This window comes from Paenibacillus taihuensis, from assembly GCF_003386535.1.
GTDB lineage: Bacteria > Bacillota > Bacilli > Paenibacillales > Paenibacillaceae > Paenibacillus_Z > Paenibacillus_Z taihuensis.
This window is the reverse complement of record NZ_QTTN01000001.1, coordinates 70,044-88,785: the sequence shown is the minus strand read 5'-3', so window position 1 is coordinate 88,785 and position 18,742 is coordinate 70,044. Positions and strand designations below refer to the sequence as shown.

23 protein-coding genes are annotated in these 18,742 nt (G+C 51.5%); 1 reads left to right on the top strand and 22 read right to left on the bottom strand.

Going from position 1 to position 18,742, the window contains the following annotated elements; all coding sequences use genetic code 11:
• Positions 1-20: 20 nt before the first annotated feature.
• From panD to A8990_RS00450, 11 genes are all read right to left on the bottom strand, one after another.
• Positions 21-404, bottom strand: coding sequence for an aspartate 1-decarboxylase (panD, locus tag A8990_RS00500; protein WP_116187057.1), 384 nt, complete (start codon positions 402-404; stop codon positions 21-23).
• Entirely contained in the window at positions 319-1,287 is a 969-nt protein-coding gene (gene panC / locus A8990_RS00495) for a pantoate--beta-alanine ligase (protein WP_245995785.1), read from the bottom strand. Before panC ends, panD begins: the two co-directional genes overlap by 86 nt.
• Positions 1,284-2,189, bottom strand: coding sequence for a 3-methyl-2-oxobutanoate hydroxymethyltransferase (gene panB, locus A8990_RS00490; protein WP_116187056.1), 906 nt, complete (start codon positions 2,187-2,189; stop codon positions 1,284-1,286). The genes panC and panB overlap by 4 nt, the downstream gene beginning before the upstream one ends.
• A 364-nt stretch (positions 2,190-2,553) precedes the next feature.
• Positions 2,554-3,537, bottom strand: coding sequence for a biotin--[acetyl-CoA-carboxylase] ligase (locus tag A8990_RS00485; protein ID WP_116187055.1), 984 nt, complete (start codon positions 3,535-3,537; stop codon positions 2,554-2,556).
• The gene (locus tag A8990_RS00480) at positions 3,534-4,889 is read right to left on the bottom strand and encodes a CCA tRNA nucleotidyltransferase (RefSeq protein WP_116187054.1); all 1,356 of its coding nucleotides are present in this window, start codon (positions 4,887-4,889) and stop codon (positions 3,534-3,536) included. Before A8990_RS00480 ends, A8990_RS00485 begins: the two co-directional genes overlap by 4 nt.
• Positions 4,890-4,919: 30 nt before the next feature.
• Positions 4,920-6,080, bottom strand: coding sequence for an N-acetyl-alpha-D-glucosaminyl L-malate synthase BshA (bshA, locus tag A8990_RS00475; RefSeq protein WP_116187053.1), 1,161 nt, complete (start codon positions 6,078-6,080; stop codon positions 4,920-4,922).
• Positions 6,081-6,157: 77 nt separating this feature from the next.
• Positions 6,158-6,853, bottom strand: coding sequence for a bacillithiol biosynthesis deacetylase BshB1 (gene bshB1 / locus A8990_RS00470; protein ID WP_116187052.1), 696 nt, complete (start codon positions 6,851-6,853; stop codon positions 6,158-6,160).
• On the bottom strand, positions 6,853-7,269 hold the full coding sequence (locus A8990_RS00465; RefSeq protein ID WP_116187051.1) for a methylglyoxal synthase: 417 nt from the start codon (positions 7,267-7,269) through the stop codon (positions 6,853-6,855). The genes bshB1 and A8990_RS00465 overlap by 1 nt, the downstream gene beginning before the upstream one ends.
• A gap of 66 nt (positions 7,270-7,335) precedes the next feature.
• A complete protein-coding gene (gene dapB / locus A8990_RS00460) occupies positions 7,336-8,142 on the bottom strand; it encodes a 4-hydroxy-tetrahydrodipicolinate reductase (protein ID WP_425463869.1) in 807 nt (268 codons plus the stop codon).
• Between the two features lie 5 nt (positions 8,143-8,147).
• Complete coding sequence (locus A8990_RS00455; RefSeq protein WP_116187049.1) at positions 8,148-8,693, bottom strand: tetratricopeptide repeat protein; 546 nt, start codon at positions 8,691-8,693, stop codon at positions 8,148-8,150.
• Positions 8,694-8,743: 50 nt separating this feature from the next.
• Positions 8,744-9,067 carry a nucleotide pyrophosphohydrolase gene (locus tag A8990_RS00450; RefSeq protein WP_425463874.1) on the bottom strand — a complete coding sequence of 108 codons (324 nt, stop codon included), beginning with the start codon at positions 9,065-9,067 and terminating at the stop codon, positions 8,744-8,746.
• A 177-nt stretch (positions 9,068-9,244) separates the two neighbouring features.
• On the opposite strand from A8990_RS00450, the gene A8990_RS00445 reads away from it, so the two are divergent.
• On the top strand, positions 9,245-10,111 hold the full coding sequence (locus tag A8990_RS00445; protein ID WP_116187047.1) for a YitT family protein: 867 nt from the start codon (positions 9,245-9,247) through the stop codon (positions 10,109-10,111).
• A gap of 9 nt (positions 10,112-10,120) precedes the next feature.
• Here the strand turns inward: A8990_RS00445 and A8990_RS00440 are convergent, their stop codons facing one another.
• The 11 genes from A8990_RS00440 to A8990_RS00390 all read right to left on the bottom strand — a co-directional run bounded on the left by A8990_RS00440 (position 10,121) and on the right by A8990_RS00390 (position 18,460).
• Positions 10,121-11,053, bottom strand: coding sequence for a sporulation protein YpjB (locus tag A8990_RS00440; protein WP_116187046.1), 933 nt, complete (start codon positions 11,051-11,053; stop codon positions 10,121-10,123).
• A 44-nt stretch (positions 11,054-11,097) separates the two neighbouring features.
• The gene (locus A8990_RS00435) at positions 11,098-11,682 is read right to left on the bottom strand and encodes a DUF1405 domain-containing protein (protein WP_116187360.1); all 585 of its coding nucleotides are present in this window, start codon (positions 11,680-11,682) and stop codon (positions 11,098-11,100) included.
• Positions 11,683-11,805: 123 nt separating this feature from the next.
• Positions 11,806-12,681, bottom strand: coding sequence for a menaquinol-cytochrome c reductase cytochrome b/c subunit (locus A8990_RS00430; protein ID WP_116187045.1), 876 nt, complete (start codon positions 12,679-12,681; stop codon positions 11,806-11,808).
• A gap of 22 nt (positions 12,682-12,703) precedes the next feature.
• A complete protein-coding gene (qcrB, locus tag A8990_RS00425) occupies positions 12,704-13,375 on the bottom strand; it encodes a menaquinol-cytochrome c reductase cytochrome b subunit (RefSeq protein ID WP_090574015.1) in 672 nt (223 codons plus the stop codon).
• Between the two features lie 16 nt (positions 13,376-13,391).
• Positions 13,392-13,922: a QcrA and Rieske domain-containing protein gene (locus A8990_RS00420; RefSeq protein ID WP_116187044.1), complete on the bottom strand. Its 531-nt coding sequence runs from the start codon at positions 13,920-13,922 to the stop codon at positions 13,392-13,394.
• 258 nt (positions 13,923-14,180) lie between these two features.
• Positions 14,181-14,606: a DUF2487 family protein gene (locus A8990_RS00415; protein ID WP_116187043.1), complete on the bottom strand. Its 426-nt coding sequence runs from the start codon at positions 14,604-14,606 to the stop codon at positions 14,181-14,183.
• 178 nt (positions 14,607-14,784) lie between these two features.
• Complete coding sequence (locus tag A8990_RS00410; protein WP_116187042.1) at positions 14,785-14,967, bottom strand: IDEAL domain-containing protein; 183 nt, start codon at positions 14,965-14,967, stop codon at positions 14,785-14,787.
• 259 nt (positions 14,968-15,226) lie between these two features.
• Positions 15,227-16,465, bottom strand: coding sequence for a hypothetical protein (locus A8990_RS00405; protein ID WP_116187041.1), 1,239 nt, complete (start codon positions 16,463-16,465; stop codon positions 15,227-15,229).
• A gap of 137 nt (positions 16,466-16,602) precedes the next feature.
• Positions 16,603-17,190 (bottom strand): histidine phosphatase family protein, encoded by a 588-nt coding sequence (locus A8990_RS00400; RefSeq protein WP_116187040.1) that lies wholly within the window; start codon positions 17,188-17,190, stop codon positions 16,603-16,605.
• Positions 17,191-17,264: 74 nt separating this feature from the next.
• The gene (locus tag A8990_RS00395) at positions 17,265-17,867 is read right to left on the bottom strand and encodes an anti-sigma factor family protein (RefSeq protein WP_116187039.1); all 603 of its coding nucleotides are present in this window, start codon (positions 17,865-17,867) and stop codon (positions 17,265-17,267) included.
• The gene (locus tag A8990_RS00390) at positions 17,864-18,460 is read right to left on the bottom strand and encodes an RNA polymerase sigma factor (protein WP_116187038.1); all 597 of its coding nucleotides are present in this window, start codon (positions 18,458-18,460) and stop codon (positions 17,864-17,866) included. Before A8990_RS00390 ends, A8990_RS00395 begins: the two co-directional genes overlap by 4 nt.
• Positions 18,461-18,742 lie beyond the last annotated feature (282 nt).

Here is an 18,742-nt window from a genome sequence, read left to right as displayed (position 1 = left end):
GGCGGTACAATCGGTATATCTTACATAATTGTAGCGTGAATTTCTTCGCCAAGCACTTGTGCCGGCTTATTCGCCGCGTCGAGAATGACGACTTTCGGCTTGTAAGAACGTGCTTGCTCATCCGTCATCATGCTGTAAGCGATAATGATGACATTATCGCCAGGCTGAACAAGACGCGCTGCAGCGCCATTCAAGCAAATAACGCCAGAGCCGCGTGGACCCGTGATGACGTAAGTTTCCAGCCTTGCGCCATTGTTGTTATTAACGATTTGCACTTTCTCATTTGGCAAAAGATCAGCAAGCTCCATCAAGTCCTCATCAATGGTGATGCTGCCCACATAATTGAGGTTCGCCTCTGTCACTGTTGCTCTGTGCAGCTTCGATTTCATCATCGTTCTGAACATGAACGTCACCTCCTTGCAGTTCGAATAAACGGTTATCAATGAGACGCGTGCTGCCGAATTTGACAGCAAGCGCAATAATTAAGTTACCGGATAATTGGGATAAGTCCTGATTCAATGCAATGACCGATAAGGATGGATAAGTCAGTACTTCTGCATAATCAATAACTGCGAGCGGTGCCGTCTCAATCGATGCACGAATCCGCTGTGTCAGCTCTTGCGTTGTCATGCCCTTCTCTTGAAGCCACGACCCCGCCTCACGTAGAGTCCGGGATAATACGACGGCTTGCTGCCGCTGATCCTCGTTCAAATACACATTGCGGGAGCTCATCGCGAGTCCATCTGCTTCACGTACCGTTTCGCAGCGGACAATCTGCACCGGAATGTTCAGGTCCTGCACCATCTGTTCAATAACGGCAACCTGCTGCGCGTCCTTCATGCCGAAGTATGCACGGTCCGGCTGCACCAGATTGAACAGCTTGCTTACCACGGTTCCTACTCCGTCGAAATGCCCCGGTCTCGAAGCGCCGCACAACCGATCCGTCACATCGCTGATCAGCACTTTCGTCAGCGGCTTCATCGGGTACATCTCCTGTACCGAAGGCATGAATAGAATATCGATGCCATTCTTCTCCGCAATTGCCGCATCGCGCTCAATATCCCTCGGATACCGGTCAAAATCTTCATTCGGCCCGAATTGGAGCGGATTAACGAACACAGACAGCACGTTAAAATCACACTCTTCATCCGCGCGCCGCATGAGGCTGGCATGCCCTTCGTGCAGGAAGCCCATCGTCGGCACGAGTCCGATTCGGCCTTCCGGGAATTGCTTGCGCTGCTCAGCAAGACGCTGGCGCAGCTCTTCTATAGTCATGCAGCGAATCAAGATACGCCGCCTCCTTTGGCAGGCTGCTCGCTCGTCGCCGCCACTTTGCTCGCGCTGCTGCCGCTTCCGTACAGATTGTGCAGAATTTCCTGCTCCATCGGGAATGCATGCTCTTGCTGCGGGAACTCCCGCGATTTCACATCGCTCACATACGAACTGATCGCACCACGAATTGTCTTGCCAATGTCCGCATACGTCTTCACCATGCGCTTCGGCTGATAAGGCGATGCATATTGCAAAATATCATGATACACGAGCACTTGCCCATCACAGCCGCGGCCAGCGCCGATTCCGATCGTCGGAATCGACAGTGCGGAAGTGATTGCTTCGGCAAGCGGCTCCGTAACAAGCTCAAGCACGATACAGAATGCGCCGGCTGCCTCAAGCGCCTTGGCGTCATCAATGAGCTGCCGCGCTTCCGCTTCGACCTTGCCTTGTACTTTATAACCGCCTAACTGATGCACGGACTGTGGCGTGAGGCCGATATGCCCCATAACCGGGATGCCGGCTCTTACGCATGCCGCCAGCTCTTCTGCGATTTCAGCGCCGCCTTCCATCTTAACAGCGTGCGCGCCGCCTTCCTGCAGCAGCCTTGCCGCATTGCGAAGCGTCGTTTCCTTGCCGAGATGATACGTCATGAACGGCAAGTCTGCGACGATAAATGTATGTGCAGCACCGCGAGCGACCGCTCGCGTGTGGTAAACCATATCGTCGAGTGTAACTGGAATTGTCGTATCATATCCGAGTACGACGTTGCCGAGCGAGTCACCAACCAAAATCACATCGATGCCGGCCTCCTCAGCGAGTTTGGCCCCAGGGTAATCATAGGCGGTCAGCATGGAAATTGGCTCGCCGCTCTGTTTCATTTTTTTCAGCTTCGTAATAGTCAACGGTTGTTTCATTGCTCCGTCCTCCTTATAGATTGGATTTGACGAACTCCGAATTATCGTCGCGAATGCCTACCTAAAGCTTTCACGAACGCGGGGAGTCCTATGTGATCAGCACAAAAAAACCTTCTAGCCGCCGCTAAAAAGGTTCCAATCCATAAAGGAACGTGCTTGCGCCATATTAAAATACAGCTTCCTTCTGTCTCGGTCCCTACGGCTCAGAGCAGAATGCGTGACATGAATGGACACAGGTTACATTACCGCATGCTGAAAGCTCCACTTACTGGTGCAGCTCGCTACGAATAGCGATACCGCCCTTAAACGGAGCATGACTAGTAAGGCGAGTATATCAAAAAAATGGTTCGGCGTCTATGAACGGTTATCCCTGCTGAAGCATCTGTTCGGCTGAAAATATCGGGATAATGGTCCCATCCTCACTCTGGACCATCAAAGCGCCTTGGTCGTTCAAGCTGACCGGAGTGGCAGTAATCTCCCCGCCTGCAACGAGCAGCTTCCTCGGCTTATGCAGTGAGACCGATAACGCCTCCCATAGCATCTTGATCGGCGCGAAGCCTTCCTTCAGATATACCGCGTATAACTGCTGGAATTGCGCGAAGAACGAAGCGATGATTTCCGCACGATCCAATGTGCGGCCAAGCTCAATCGCAAGCGATGTCGCAATATCATGCAGCTCTGGCGGATAATCCTCACGCGTCAAGTTGACGCTGATGCCAATGCCAGTGACGACATAGCGCAGTCGCTCGTCCTCCGCTGTCGATTCGAGCAGAATGCCGCTGATCTTCTTGCCGCCGATGAGCAGGTCATTCGGCCACTTAATGCCGATATCCAGCGGCGCAGCAACGCTCCGGAGCGCGCGGCATAACGCGACTGCCGTAAGCAGCGTCAGCTGCGGCGCGAATTGCAGCGGGATACCGGGACGCAGAATATAGCTCATGTAGATGCCTTTGCCCGATGGCGACACCCATTTACGTCCCATACGCCCGCGGCCGCTCGTCTGCTGCTCGGCGATGACAAGCGTCCCTTCCGGAGCACCGTCCTCAGCGAGCCGCTGTGCGATATTCTGCGTCGAGTCGATGGAGTCGAACAGCTTCACGCTCTGTACAAGCTGAGCGCCTTTCTGCTGAAGCTGCTGCGTTAGTTCTGGCAGCGTCAGCTTGGATGGGCGTCCGATGAGCTTGTATCCGAGCCGGCGCGAAGCTTCGATCAGATATCCCTCCGACTCCAGCTTCTTAATATGTTTCCATACTGCAGTACGGCTAATTTGCAGTTCTTGGCTGAGCATCTCGCCGGATACATAGCCTTCCGACTGCTGCTCGAGCATTTGTAAAATTCGATTGTTCATAACGGCTCCTCGTAAGCTGCTGAACCGAGCGTAATGATCCGGTCAGCTAAATTAAGCAAGGCCTGCTTCTCATTCGGCACTGCGCCAAGCGCGGTGGCAAGCAGCAGCTCATTCATCGTTTGGCCAAGCCATCGTCCGGCTTGCCGGTCCTTCTGTTGAGCCAGCACATCGCTTCCCTTGACCGCCAATTGCTTCAGTATAAAAGCAGGCAGCGTGTTCAAACGATGCTCGAGTTCATCGAGAAGCGCAAGCGAAGTATCTGCCGAGTCCGATTGCAGCATCGGCACTAGAATAGGGAGTGCCCTCGTCACGCGCAGCCATTCTCTTGCAGCGGCGACACCGTATTTGCCCACAATCAACCGTACCCATCGGTTACTCCATTGCTTGCTGGAAGCGGAAGCTATACCGCTCTCGAAGACATCTAGCATCTCTCGGTGCAGCCCAATGACCGCAGCGAGCTGGGAACTTCGAGCGGAAGCATACTTCAACTCTACGAACAGCTCCGTCCCTTGCTCCGCGTTGAGCGAGAGCGCCATGCAAAGCGCAGCCCAGCGATCCTCCGGCTGCGAGAGCTCTATCAATGATTCGATTGCAGTCTGCATATTGGCATGCATAGGCTCGTCCGATCGATAACGTGCCGCTGCGGCCGCCAAAGGTTCAGGCAGCTTCACTTTTGTATACTCGAGCAGCCTGCTCGCAGCCAGCCAAGCTGCCGCTTGATGCGGCCCGCTTCCGGCAATCATCTTGTCCAGCTCGAGCCCGACCCGCTCCATCGCAATATGCGCAAGCAGCCCGCGATGCCGCAGAATCGCTCGCCAAGTGCCATGCGCAATCCGCAGCCTGTACGCGGCTGCGAAGCGAACGGCCCGCACGATGCGCAGCGCATCTTCCTGCAGCCTCGCATCGGCGTCGCCAACACAGCGGAGCAACCCGCGGCGTAGATCCGCGAGTCCGCCGAACGGATCAACAATCGTGCCGTCCGCGCGCATCGCCATGCTGTTGATCGTGAAGTCCCGCCGCAGCAAATCCGCTTCAAGACTCGTCACGAACTGCACCTGCGTCGGTCGCCGAAACTGCTCATACGCCGATTCCGTCCGGAACGTCGTCATCTCGTACGTTTCGCCTTCATGGACGACAGTGACCGTGCCATGCTGCAGCCCCGTAGGGATCGTATGCGGGAATGCCGCAATGACTTCCTCCGGCGCTGCCGACGTCGCAATATCGACGTCCTTCAGCTCTTTGCCGAGGATCGTATCGCGTACGCAGCCTCCTACGAACACCGCTTCGAAGCCGCGCTCCTCCAAAACATGCAATAGAGGGAGCGCCTTCGTCAGCGCATCACTCCATGACATCAGGCTCTCCCTCCTTAAAGACCATCCTTCTTATTCACAGACCGGTACTGGAACGTCAGCTTCAATTCCAAGCACCTTGTAATAGATTCGTTCATATTCCGCCGTAATCAGATCGTTGCAGAACACGCGCCGCGCTCGATTGAGGCAAGCCTCACGGAATCTCCCATACATGCCTTCGCTGCGCAGCAGCTTGATGGCATTGTACGCCATATCGTCGGTATCGCCGATCGGGGACAGGAAACCGGTCTCGCCACTCGTGACCAGCTCCGGAATGCCGCCGGCAATCGATCCGATTGTCGGTACGCCGCATGCCATTGCTTCCAGCGCGACTAAGCCGAAGCTTTCCTTCTCCGAAGGCAGCAGCATGACATCCGCAATCGAGATCACCTGAGCGACGTCGTCCTGCTTGCCGAGGAAATGAACGCGATCCTGCAAGCCCAATTGATGAATGCGTTGCTGCACCTTAGGCAGATCCGGCCCTTCGCCTACGAGGAGCAGGCGGCTCGGCACTTCTTTCACGACTTTGGCGAATATATCGATGACATCGTTAAGACGCTTAACCGGACGGAAGTTCGAGATATGCATCAGAATCTTCTCATCCTTGCTCGCAAAATCGCTGCGCAGCGAGCTGCATTCCCGGGGATAATAGACCCTCTTATCAACAAAATTATAAGTTAACTCGATCGGCTTATCGATATCGAGCAGCTCGCGCGTTTCCTTAATGAGATCATTGGAAACGGCTGTTACCGCATCGCTCTTGTTGATACCCATCCGGATGAGATCCTTGAGCGATTCATCCTGTGCAAGCACCGTGATGTCAGTACCGTGCAGCGTCGTGACGGTCCGCAATTGATCGCCGACCATCTGCTTCGCTAAATATGCACATACCGCATGCGGCACCGCATAATGAACATGGAGCAGATCGAGCTTCTGCATCTTCGCGACTTGAGCCATCTTGCTCGCAAGTGACAGATCGTAAGGCGGATAACGGAATACATAATAATCGTTTACTTCGACTTCATGATAAAAAATATTCTTTTGGAACTGACCCAAACGGAACGGCACACTATGCGTAATAAAATGAATTTCGTGCCCTTTCTCCGCAAGAAGCTTCCCCAGCTCAGTTGCGACAACGCCGGAACCACCTAATGTCGGATAACAGGTAATGCCGATTTTCAAGCGTTTAGCCATGTTTCACACCCCCAGTTGTTACAACGCTACTGCCTATGTATATGCCATTAAGCATAAATTCAGTAAGTGCAATGATGTTAAAATAAAGTTACCGCATGCGGACGCCTAATTGCAAATCCTTCGCCATAGCCGAAACCTCTCGTCTGTCCAGTCAGCATATCTCTGGCCTCAACACGCTGAATATAACGGTCGGTCAGAGGTGTCTGAACGCGATCTTCACCTTCTGCAGGAGGCGCGAACTGAGACCGGTACGCCTGCAGCGCACGGATCTTCGTTTCCATATGCTCCGTAATGTCCGTGATCAGACTCACATCGTTCTGATCATTGATGTAGTAGAAGTATAGATGCTCGACCTGCACCGGCGGCAGCTCCGGCAAGTAGTTCCGAAGCTTCGCGTTGAACACTGCCTCTTCAATCAGACGGCTGCAGATGACATGATCAGGATGACGATCCGACCAATATGGTGCAAATACGAGACGCGGACGTACGCGGCGAATCTCGGCGACGATCGCAGCCAATTGCTCCGAAGAGCCTGTCAGACCTCGGTCAGGCAGTCTCAATACGGAGCGGTCAGATAACCCAAGCACCGCGGAAGCTTCGGCGGCTTCCTGCCGCCTTGTCTCCACGGTGCCATTCGAAGACATCTCTGCTTCCGTCAAATCACAAATGGCTACTTTGTAGCCGGCTTGTACATGCTTGGCGATTGTGCCGCCCATGCCAATCTCAACGTCATCGGGATGTGCGCCAAATGCGAGAATATCAACCGTACTCATTAATTTTCACCCGGCTTATATTTGTGAACGAGCTCCCGCCAAGCAAAGTCGCCGCGCTGCAGTGCGCGCACAAGCAGCTCGCCTGTTGCAACATTCGTCGCCACCGGAATGCCTTGCACGTCGCAGAGGCGAAGCAGTGCGATAATGTCCGGCTCGTGCGGCTGTGCCATTAACGGGTCACGCAGGAAGATAATAAGGTCCATTTCGTTCTGCGCAACCAGTGCGCCGATTTGCTGGTCGCCGCCAAGCGGTCCAGACATGAAGCGGTGGATGGACAGCTTCGTTTGCTCCATAATACGCGTACCTGTTGTACCTGTCGAATATAAGGTATGACCTTCAAATACATGCTCGTAAGCAGTGACGAAATTGACCATTTCGTCTTTCTTTCGATCGTGGGCAATAAACGCGATGTTCATTCTCTCGCACCTCTCTCGTATCCGCGGTTTCTCTCTCTTATAAGCAGCCTGCCAATCGGCAAGCTGTTAGTCCATTAGATGCTCGAAGCCATAAATAAGTCCTGTATAAGTCATTACTTTCTTGCACGCTACGCTAACGCCTGGCATATATCCGGCACGCTCATAGGAGTCATGACGAATCTTAAGCGTCTGGCCGTAACCGCCGAATACGACTTCTTGCTGTGCGAACACGCCTGGCAAACGAACACTATGTATACGGAATCCATTATAATAACCGCCGCGTGCGCCGTCGATAATTTCTTCTTCCTTCGGATTGCCCTGACGCAGTTCCTGGCGTGTAGCCGAGATCAGCTCAGCCGTCTTAATGGACGTACCCGATGGCGCATCCAGCTTCTGATCGCCATGGTATTCAATAATTTCAACGTGCGGAAGATATTTGGCTGCCTGCGCCGCGAATTGCATCATCAGAATAGCGCCAATTGAGAAGTTCGGAGCGATCAAACCGCCGATTCCTTTCTCTTTGCACAGCTCGTCCAATTCCGTAATCTGCTCGGGCGTAAGTCCCGTCGTTCCGATGATTGGGCGAACGCCGTGGGCGATTGCCGTTCTCGTATTGCCATATGCAGCGTGAGGAACGGTAAAATCAACAAGCACGTCTGCGTTCGCTTCAGCAAGCGCACTGTCGAGTTCCGCGCTTACTGTAACGCCGCATGGCTGGAGCCCGACCAACGTGCCAGCATCGATCGGACCAGCGGAAGGAGCCACCGCCGCAGCCAGTGTCAGCATTTCATCTTGAAGCACCATCTTTACGACTTCACGGCCCATTCGACCGCTTGCTCCAATTACTGCAACTCGAATTTGTTCATTTGACACAAGTTTCACCTGTTCCTTTTCCGTTTAGTTCGCCCGCTCTTCGTCCGCAGTATCCGGCTTCGGCGGCTCATATCGGCGAACATCCGCCGTGCTGCGGAATGCTCCGGCTCAAGCCGAACCGCATCGCGAGCGCATACGACAGCTTCATCGTATCGGCTCAGTGTCGCATATGCGGCGCCGAGCATCAGCAGCGCTTCGATATTAAGCGGGTCCAGCCGCGAAGCTTCCAGGAGCATCGCAACCGCCTCTTCAGTCCGCGCCGGGCTATTCGACAAGATGCCTTCTGCTTCAATAACGAGTGCTTTCGCTTTTACATTCTCCAGATGAAACTGGTATTCGATTAGTTCCGGGTTCAAGCTTACTGCCTGCTCTGCATATTGGAGCGCCTTCTGCCATTTCCCGCTGCGGGCGCATGTGATGGAGCATTTGTAATATGCCGCTCCATTCGTTGGATCCAGTGCAATCGCTTCTTCAAAGTGAAGGATTGCCTGTTCGAAATCGCCGCTCAGGATGGCTTCGTAAGCTTTCTTAATGCTGCTATCTCCGTCCATCCGCCCATCCTCCTTGTACACAGGTTGATGGTACAGCATATGTAAGGACGTTAATTATGTTCGACGTTTTTTCGCGTCCAGCGATTTGCATCGCGAGTATTAAACTTATTCATCACGCGGTCATGCGCTTCAGCTAGATCGATACCCATAGAATTCGCGAAACAGATGACGATAAATAGAATATCGCCTAATTCCATTTCGATGGAATTATCCGCTTCATCGGCTTTCTTCGGCTTCTCGCCATAGCGGTGGTTCACTTCCCGCGCCAGCTCGCCTACTTCTTCGCTCATTCTTGCCAGCATCGACAATGGGCTGAAATAGCCTTCTTTAAACTGCGATATGTAGTCGTCAACTTCGCGCTGCAGGTCTGCCATTGTTTTTTGAGACAATGTGAAACATCCTTTCCTGACACTTGGACAATCAGTTGATCTTCCCATTATGTTATATCAAAGCGCTTTTGAAAACAATGCTTTTGACAATCCCTGCAAAGAGACATACTATGTTATAGCCTTTATCATTTTGCAACCATTTGAAAGGAGTCATCATCTTAGATGAAAACAAACCTCGCTCAGCTCCTGCGCACGCTTCCTTTCGTCATGCTGGGGACAGCCATCTACGCGTTCGGCCTGCAGTACTTCGTATTGCCGAATCAACTCATGGAAGGCGGCGTCACGGGTATCGCGATTTTGCTCAATTACGCCTTTGACTGGCCATTATCCGTAACTACGCTTATATTGAATATTCCGCTTTATTTTCTCGGTTGGAAGGTGCTCGGTCGATCCCATATCGGTTATACCATCTTCGGCTCGGTCTCGCTCTCCGTATTCCTTGCTATAATGGAGAAAATGATCTCCTCCGGTTGGATAGAGCCGTTCAAAACGTCCAACGATTACATACTTGCCGTTCTCTATGCCGGCGTTACGCTTGGCGCAGGCCTCGGAATCGTATTCCGCTATGGCGGAACAACAGGCGGCGTCGATATCATCGCCCGGATTGCCTCTAAGCTGAAAGGCTGGAGCATGGGTCAATTCATCCTTGCATCCGACATCATCGTAATCGGGCTTTCATTATTGTATATTCCGAAGGAGAAGGTGCTGTACACGCTCGTTGCCGTCTTCATTGCGTCCAAGCTGATCGACTTCATTCAAGAAGGCGCATATGCGGCAAAAGCATTCTCTGTCGTCACCGATCATGGCGATGAAATGAGCAAGCTCATTAATGAAACGTTGGACCGCGGCGTAACGATCTACCCGGCCAAAGGAGCTTTCTCCGGCAAACAAAAAGAGGTCGTCTACTGCGTCGTTGCCCGCCATGAATTCCGGCAGCTCAAAACGATTGTCCGCAGTATCGACCCGCTTGCTTTTATCATTATTACGGATGTGCACGAAGTAATTGGCGAAGGCTTCAAGGACGGATAGGCCTCGCGCTTACTTGAACTTATTGCGTGACACCGGTTCGCCAACGTTCCGGTAGAGCGAATATTTGCGCCAGCCGGCGAAACCTAGCACCGCCATGACGAAAGCCGCAATAAACATTTCCACGATTTGGCTGCTGCCCTTGCGATATTCGCCGATTGTCGTTCCAGGCGGTATCGCTTCGGCCAAAGCCGGCTGGCCGTCCGAGAGACGGAACAGCCGGCTTGCGGCAGAATTAAGCCCCTCAAGCGCGAACTGCACCTCTTGCGGCTTCACCGCTCCCCCGTCTACTGCAGTTAATATCCGCTCCGTATACGTTACCTGATCTCTCAGCGCCTGAAGCTGTCCTGCATCACGCTGCATGAGCGCTGCTATTTCAAACCGATCGATGTGATCGCGATATATGTCCAGGTTCACTTTAGCCGCATCGAAACGCCCTTCTGTCTGGGATTGCCACGCGATCATGATCCGGTTCTCATCGTCCTTCAATATGCCTTCATACTGAAGCCACAACGGAACTGTCGGCCGATAGAGCGCATCGCTCGCAAGCTTCAGCTTCGCAGCCTCGATATACCATCGCTGGCTCGTCCCTTTCTCCGAGAGCGCCTGCTTCAACCCTTTCACCGTCTGGTCGTAAGCAGCCCAGCCCGCATCTGTACCGCTGGCGCGAACCGCCTTCAGCTCGGACAGTTGTTCCATTCGCTGCAGCAAATTATATACGACCTGCCGATTCGCATCGTTTGCGGCCGTATACAGCTCGTCTGCAAGCTGGCTCAGCTTGGCGACCCCGCTGCCCGCCTGCTTGTCCACCGCCGAAGTCTCGACGGCCGGAGTAGGTGCCGCAGCCGATGCTACGGCTGCTGACAGCCCAGCGAAGCTGCCGATTGCCAAATATCCTATAAACACTGCGCTGCAGAACAGCGCGAACAACGATGATGCTCTCATGCTCTCATCCCTCCCCTAATCAATTTATGGGGGGATGTCCAATCTTAGACCTTCCTAAGCGATATAAACAGCCATGTCAGCAGCGTGCTGACAATAGATAAGCCCATCGTAAACGATTGAATCGCAGAAACATCATTCTCGAGCACATCAGGAAGCCATGGGTACACGTAATATGTATAGTCAATCGTATCATTAAGCAGCAGCCAGATAAGCGCAAGAAAGGCAGCGAAACGGCCGAACACGAAGAAACGAATGAACAGCATCGCTTCAAACGCCATCCCAAGATGCGATACCATCAGCATATAATGCTGCCACTCCAGCGGGTCACCTTGCGCACCGCCCGCCAATATCATCGTTACCGCCCAAAATCCATATTTGATCGATGTTACGACGCCAAGCGCTTCAACGATGGTTCGCACTCCGATATATACGCCTGATGGCTTAGACAATCTCGGAAACAGCAGAAACAGCAACGATAACGTAAAGAACAAGCTCGCCGTCGGGCTGTCCGGTACGAAAATAATTTGCCATAACGACTGATACTGTGCAGTATATTCAATTTGCTGGCCGTACCAGATGTAGCCATACACTGTACCAGCCGCGTTAACCCAGAAGAGCGTCCAAAGCATGAACCGGCTAGTCAGCAGATCCCGGCTTACTAATACACTTGCAGCATTCACGTGCTAACAACCCCTTGAATAATTTGAAAAAAAACCTGACCGCGTTGAACGATCAGGTTTTATTTGTGCGTATTATGCTTTTTTCTGCTTCGCCAGCCAAGTCGTCAGTTGATCGATTTCCTCTGGGCTCAGCTTGTCTTTGAATGAAGGCATGTTGTTTTTACCGTTAGTTACGATATCAACAAGCTCTTCCTTCGTGAACGTGTCGCCGATTCCGTGGAACGATGGAATGCCTGCGCCTTCATTACCTTTGAGGTCAGCGCCGTGACATGCAACGCACTGCGCTTTCTTCGTAATTTCAACCGCAGGATCGTCTTTATCAACGAGCGGAATATCAGCTGCTGCAGCTGCTTCGCCGCCAGGTTCTTGGCCTTTCTCTGCTGCTTCACGCGCTTTCTCTTCACGAAGAATATGCTCTGGAATCGTGTTCGTCAGCTTCAGCTCGTGCTGGTAGTGATCCCACGATTGCTTCGTCAGATAGAAAACAGAGATAAGCGACATGAACATGAGAATCGCTGTAATTGGACGTCTGTAGAAACGACGCTCCTTGCCTGTATCCAAGAATGGAGCCAGCAGAAGTGCGCCGAAAGCTACGCCAGGAATACCAACCGTACCGAGTACGACATAGTCCTTCGATACGTATTGCAATTTCAGGAATTGATACAGGAACAGGAAGTACCAGTCCGGCATCGGAATAAACGCAGCATTCGTAGGATCTGCAGGGTAACCAAGCGGAGCCGGTTCGGCAATCGTCAGAACTAGGAATCCGACGAGTACTACTACACCAACCATCCATTCTTTCAGCAGGAAGTTCGGAATAAACGCTTCCGATTTGCCTGGGTAGGAAGAATAGTCAGGAGGGATAGACGGACCTGTCTTCGCTTTTTTACGAACCCGCGAATCACCAACGAATACGACTTTTTCGTTCGATTTGTGACCGTGTGCCATTCGCAATATGCCTCCCTTCGGCTTATAGTGGTCCCGAAATACCTTGCTTCCGGATCATAAAGAAGTGTGCCGCAAGAAGCGCAAGAAGCGCACCTGGCAGGAAGAAAACGTGAATTGCGAAGAAGCGGGTTAACGTTTCAGCGCCTACGATTTCTCCGCCTTGCATCAATTCTTTGATATATGTACCGATATACGGCACGGATTCAGCGATTTGAATACCAACCTTCGTTGCGAAGTAAGCTTTGTTATCCCAAGGAAGGAGGTAGCCTGTGAAACCAAGTCCGAGCATGATGAAGAAAATCAACATACCGACAACCCAGTTCATTTCACGAGGCGCCTTATAGGAACCCGTGAAGAAAACGCGAAGCGTGTGCAGGAACATCATAACGATTACAAGGCTCGCACCCCAGTGGTGCATGCCGCGAACGATACCGCCGAATGCAACTTTGTGCTGAAGATAGTCGACCGACTTGTACGCGTTGATGATATCCGGTACGAAGTACATCGTCAGGAACATACCCGACAGAATTTGAATTACTGTGATGAAGAACGTCAATCCGCCAAAGCAATACACGAATGCAGAGAAGTGATGCGCAGGGTTAACGTGCTCCGGAACCTCGTGGTCCGCAACGTCCCTCCACATCGGCGTAATATCAAGACGTTCATCAATCCAGTTGTAGACACCTTTCATCATCTGAGCTTACGCCTCCTTATTTCACCCGTGTGTTTGCTTTAATCGGGCCGAGATACACCCAATCGTTCTCAATCTTCAAATCGTATTCATCGAGCGGCTTCGGAGCTACGACCAAGTTTTTGCCGTCCTTCGTGTAGTGAGCTCCGTGACACGGACAAACATACTCGTTGTTCTTCTCCGTGTTCCAGCCAATTGTACAACCCAAGTGTTTACAAACAGGGGACAATGCGAAAGCATTACCGCTGTCGTCCTTGGAAATCCAAGCTGTCAATTCCGGATCGCTGACATACCAGCCGTCCACTTGGTGAATTTTGAACTTGAATTCTTGAGGTTCATTCGTAAGTTTGCTTGCCTCAACTACTTTAATCCATGTTCCGCCTGCTTTTTTTTGCAGAATCGGATCAACCGCGAAACGGATCATCGGTAGTGACATGCCTGCAGCCATGAATGCGCCAGCGCCGCCGAGCGTATACGACAAAAACTGCCGCCTTGATATACCGCGCTTAGCCGAACTATTCGCTTTATCCTGTTTTCCATGGTTACTCATCTTCTGTTCTACCCCCTTTGCTGAGCCATATCTTGTGTTCTGCCGGAGTAGGCAAAACGCACGTTGAACTTGGACATTACCTATAATAGCCTAGGTCATATAGAGCGTCAAGAATATGGCAGGCGTTTTTGCTTATCAGTTCAAAATGCAATCTCAATTTTGTTGTCATTTTGTCACATTTAACCTTTGTCACTGGCTATTGGTTTTCCCCAACCGCTGTCACCTTATGCGTATTCTGCCACGTACTTCTTCCGGACCTTACGCTCGTCCAAGCCAAAGTTGTCGAACGGCGTCGTTCACATCGGTTCCGGATGGCAATTCCCCTTGTTCACTCAGGCTTATGATGAGGTCTGCCCCTGTTTCCACCTTCGCCTCAGACGGTGCTCCAAAGGCCATGACGATAACCACGTATTTGAACCCGACTTGACGCAGATTGCTTGATAATGATTGCAGTTGGCTGCTTAACTCCGGTGTCCAAGTTCCGTACTGGCAAGCAGGATATGTAACGATTCTTCCTTTGAAGGGAATCTCGATCAGATCGAGTACATCCCGCAGTCGTTCCAGCACTGCCGTAGCCTCATGCGGCATCTCTGTTCCTTGCAGCCCGGATACAGGCAGCACCGCCGTGTCTAGATAAGGGGCAAGCTCTGCCCATCCGTCCGCGCTTAACTCGCTAAATTTCATTGTGCATTCACCAGTCCTTATTATGTAGCAAATATCGAAAACCAACACTTTTCTACCATCCTACCACAATTCTGGAACACAAAAAACAGCCTGCACGTTCCGAGACTTCACGAAATTGCTCATTTCGCGACTCGGTTGTACAGGCTTTGGTTTAAGCGGATGTTCGCGTCCGCCTCCATTATGCGTGTAATGTCTTCAGCTCGTCAGTCAAACGTTGGAACGTATCCCGATCGCCTGACGCAAGCGCACTGTCAATGGCCTGATAAAGCTTATCCCTACGGAATTTGAGTACAGCTTCATCCAGTAACATTTCAGCAGCGAGCCCGAGCATCACTTCGTACGATACTTTCATTTTGTCCATAGGATACACCTCCAAAACCGCGTTTAAGAGATCCTATATACCTTTCCTTAAGCGCCAATAGCTTTCCATCCGATCTGTGACGACTCCCGCAGGCGAATAAGTGAAAGCGTATAGGTGGGTAATTATATCTGTTACCCTTAAGCGAACCGGCTCTACTTTATCATATTCATCTCGCCAGCCCCCGATTGGGACGATGGCCCTGCCGAATGCAAGAAATGTGCTTCTGCCCAGGTATGTTTGTCCAACTGACCCGGTTAGCTTAGCTGTTCAAAACAATCGCTTCGTCATCTATGCTCTGACCCGCAACAACCGTGCGGCCGAGCGGCGTCATCCGGATTACTTGCCCATGCTCATGATGATCGCCAATACGCAGAAGACCAAGATGCATCATCATGCTAATCAGCCGATGCTCGAGAATCGTTTCTGGCTGATCATAATAGAACGGCTTGATGTACGGCGTTAATGTCGTACGCACCGTCTCTGCTTTCACCCAACGGCTGCCGAGCTTATCGATCCAGTGAACGATCGCTCTTATGTTCGGAATCGGCCCCTTGTACAGCCTCAGCCAGAACTGATACAGCTTGTCCGTTGGCTCGGCTGCGCGCGTCGCCTGCCGCTCTTGACCGGGTGGTGTCAACTCCAGCCCAGTCGCTGTCTCTGTAATCCATCCTTTATAGTAGCAATAGTCGTAGAGAAGCGAGAGCCGGTTCGGATATTCTTTCATTCTTCTGCCATATCCGAAGCGCCATTCTCCTTTGCCCGGAAGCTGCTCCTTCACCCCGAACAGTTCCAGCAGCTGCAGGACATTCCGCTTGTACATGAAGCCTTCGCTAGTGAGCGGAATTTCATTGAGGTGAATGTATGTAAGCAGCTGGGCAACATCGTCGCCCATAAGCATCTGCTCGTCGCGATAAGCATGCGGCTCATCACCAGCATAGACGACTTGGGAGGCAAGTCTGCGCTCCATCGATTCTTTGAATCTTTCCTTTAAATCTGTAGGCACTTGGAACAGATAACGGTTCGGACCGGCATATCCGTTAAACAGCCAGCCGTACTGCTTGAACCTTGAGATCGTATCTCGCGGCCCGTCTTCCTGGACTTGCTTCTCTTTGGCTGCCCGGCTTTTGTTTGATAGTTTCGCAGCCTTGCTCTTGGCAGCTTCGGTCTTCTTCGCTGCTGCCGCTGATGATTTTGCGCTCTCTTCTTCTGGCTTCGCTTCTTCCGATGGGCTTGCAAATCGGCTCTGCTGTACACGAGCAATTAGCTCTTCTAGGCTGAATGCGTCTCTTGCATCGAATAAGAGCGAATTAATGAACCTCAAATCCTCGAGCTTCATCGCGCCAATCTGCGCTTCAAACACATCTCTTCGATTCACCGTCGACAGAATCGACTGGATGAGATCATTTTTCGAGTTTCCGTTGCATTCACATTGATAGGTCGTCGCAATCCGGCTTAGCTGTCCAATATCCGCATAGCTAAGCATATCTGCTAAATTCATATACAGCCCTCCGTTCCAAGCGCCTCTCACAGGTTTACTACCATTATGGGAACATTGACGAAAATTATAACATTAGCAATAAAAAAAGCCGTCGCCCCCCTTAGAATAAGAGGATTGACGGCTGTTCTGTTCAGTTCTTAGCTCTGCAGCTGTTCCAGATGTAGCGTGCAGTTATGAAGGAGCGGATTCCAGCTTGAACCGCTGCGTTCCATGATGGAGAAGGATAAATTGTGGATCGGCTTATCAGCTAGATCAGCGCACATCGCTTTCAGCAGCTGGGCGAGCAGGCTGCCGTGCGTGACGACAAGAATGTTTCGGTCTGGATTAGCATCTGCTGTGTCTTGGGCGAAACTGAGCGATCTCTCGCGAACCAAAGCATCGCTTTCCTGACCGCAGTCGCATTTCTTCCAATCCGGTCCCCAGCGCTTCTGTCTCTCTTCCTCCGTTGTTCCTTCTACCTCTCCGTAGAATCGTTCCCGGAGTCTGGCGTCTGGCGGCAACAGCGGAATTTGAAGTGCCTTCGATATTATCGTCGCTGTCTCAATCGCGCGAGACAAGTCACTTGAAATAATGGCGTCCCATCTCAGCGGTTCATGCTGAAGCCGATAGGCAAGCGCGTTAGCTTGTCGGATCCCTTCTTCGTTGAGCGGGATATCGGTTTGGCCTTGAATTTTGCCGAGTGCATTCCAATCTGTCTTGCCATGCCGAATGAGTCCGATCCTCAAGTCTTCGCGCCCCCCTTTACCTTGCATTCTGAATTATATGTATGCGAGCTTTCAACATGCATGTATCCGATTAGTTAATTGCGCGTTCGGGAAAACCAGTTCAAGATGAGCAGCGTCATAATGATGCCGAGCAAGGATAATGCCACATAGTATTGCGGAACGGTCGGCACAATATTCAGCACGATCGGGTCGCTGATGCTTGCAACCGGCACGTCTGCGTAGAAGTCGGCACTTATGACTGAGCTGTCTGTCGCCGCATTCGCTGTCTCGAGAAGCCCTGTCAGCTTGGCCACCTGGGCCGAAGAAGAATCGTTCGCCCCCGTAACGACGTAGAACAAGCCGCATACGAACATTGCCATGAAGCAAGCGATAATGAGCGTTGCGTTTCTGCGGAACGACTTCGAGAATTGGTAGCTCCGGTTCGGTACGGGCATGTACCAGGATTGTTCGTTATATATGCGGTCCATGACACCGTTGTTCATGTGATCGATCGGACCGATTTCATCTGAATCCTCGGAGAAGACGCGAATCAACTGCTCGCTCTCTTCCCATATTTGAAACTCCTCCCTGCAAGCTGCACAGGTAAGGAGATGCTCATCGACGGACTTGCGTTCGATGTCGTCCTCCGGCAAATCCCAATAGACGCCAAACAATTGCCCGACTTCAAGGCATTTCATCGCATTTTCATCCCCTCGTATTCCTCCAGCATTGGCGACTCCCCGAAATACGGTTCGAGTTGAACTTTGACACTGCTGCGTGCACGAAACAGGAGCGATTTCACCGAGCTGACCGTCTGACCAAGAATGCTGGCAATCTCTTGATAATCCAACTGGTCATACTCTCGTAAAATAAGCGCTGAACGCTGTTTCTCCGGCAGGCTGTTAATCGCTTCGCGAACCATAGACATTCGTTCGCTCTGCAGCAGCCTATGTTCAGGCACGGCATCCGGCGGCGCAATAGGTATGTATCCAACTTCATCGAAGGATACGCTGCCTGCCTTCTGCTTGCGCAGTTCACTTAATACCGTATTTCTTGCAATGGTGTACAGCCACGTAGAGAAGGAAGCATCGACTTCTCGGAATGAATGCAGGCTTCGATACGCCTTGTAGAACGTTTCTGAGCAAAGATCCTCTGCCAACAGTTCAAGCTTCGCACTCTTCAGCATGTGGTAGATGAAGGCAAGGATCTTACGTTGGTAGCGCCGCATCAATTCCGAATATAGCTGTATGTTTCCGTCTTTAATTTCGCGTATTAGCTGGGAATCCGTCATCGCGGGCGACCCTCCTTGGCCTTAGGAGTGCTCCCGGTTCGGTATTACATTGTACCGAATCGAGAGTGAAAAGTTGCGCGATCCTAAACAAAAAAAATTTAATGATAAAGATCACTATTAATTTCGTGAAATGAGTCGAAAATCCTGCTATTTTCGACACGAATGTCGTATCCACATTTTTACAATCAATATTGTAACATGAAATCTTTCCATGCTGGGTTAAATTTTTTCAAAGTTTTGGACAGAAGTGTCATTACCCACAACAATAAACGAATGAAACGA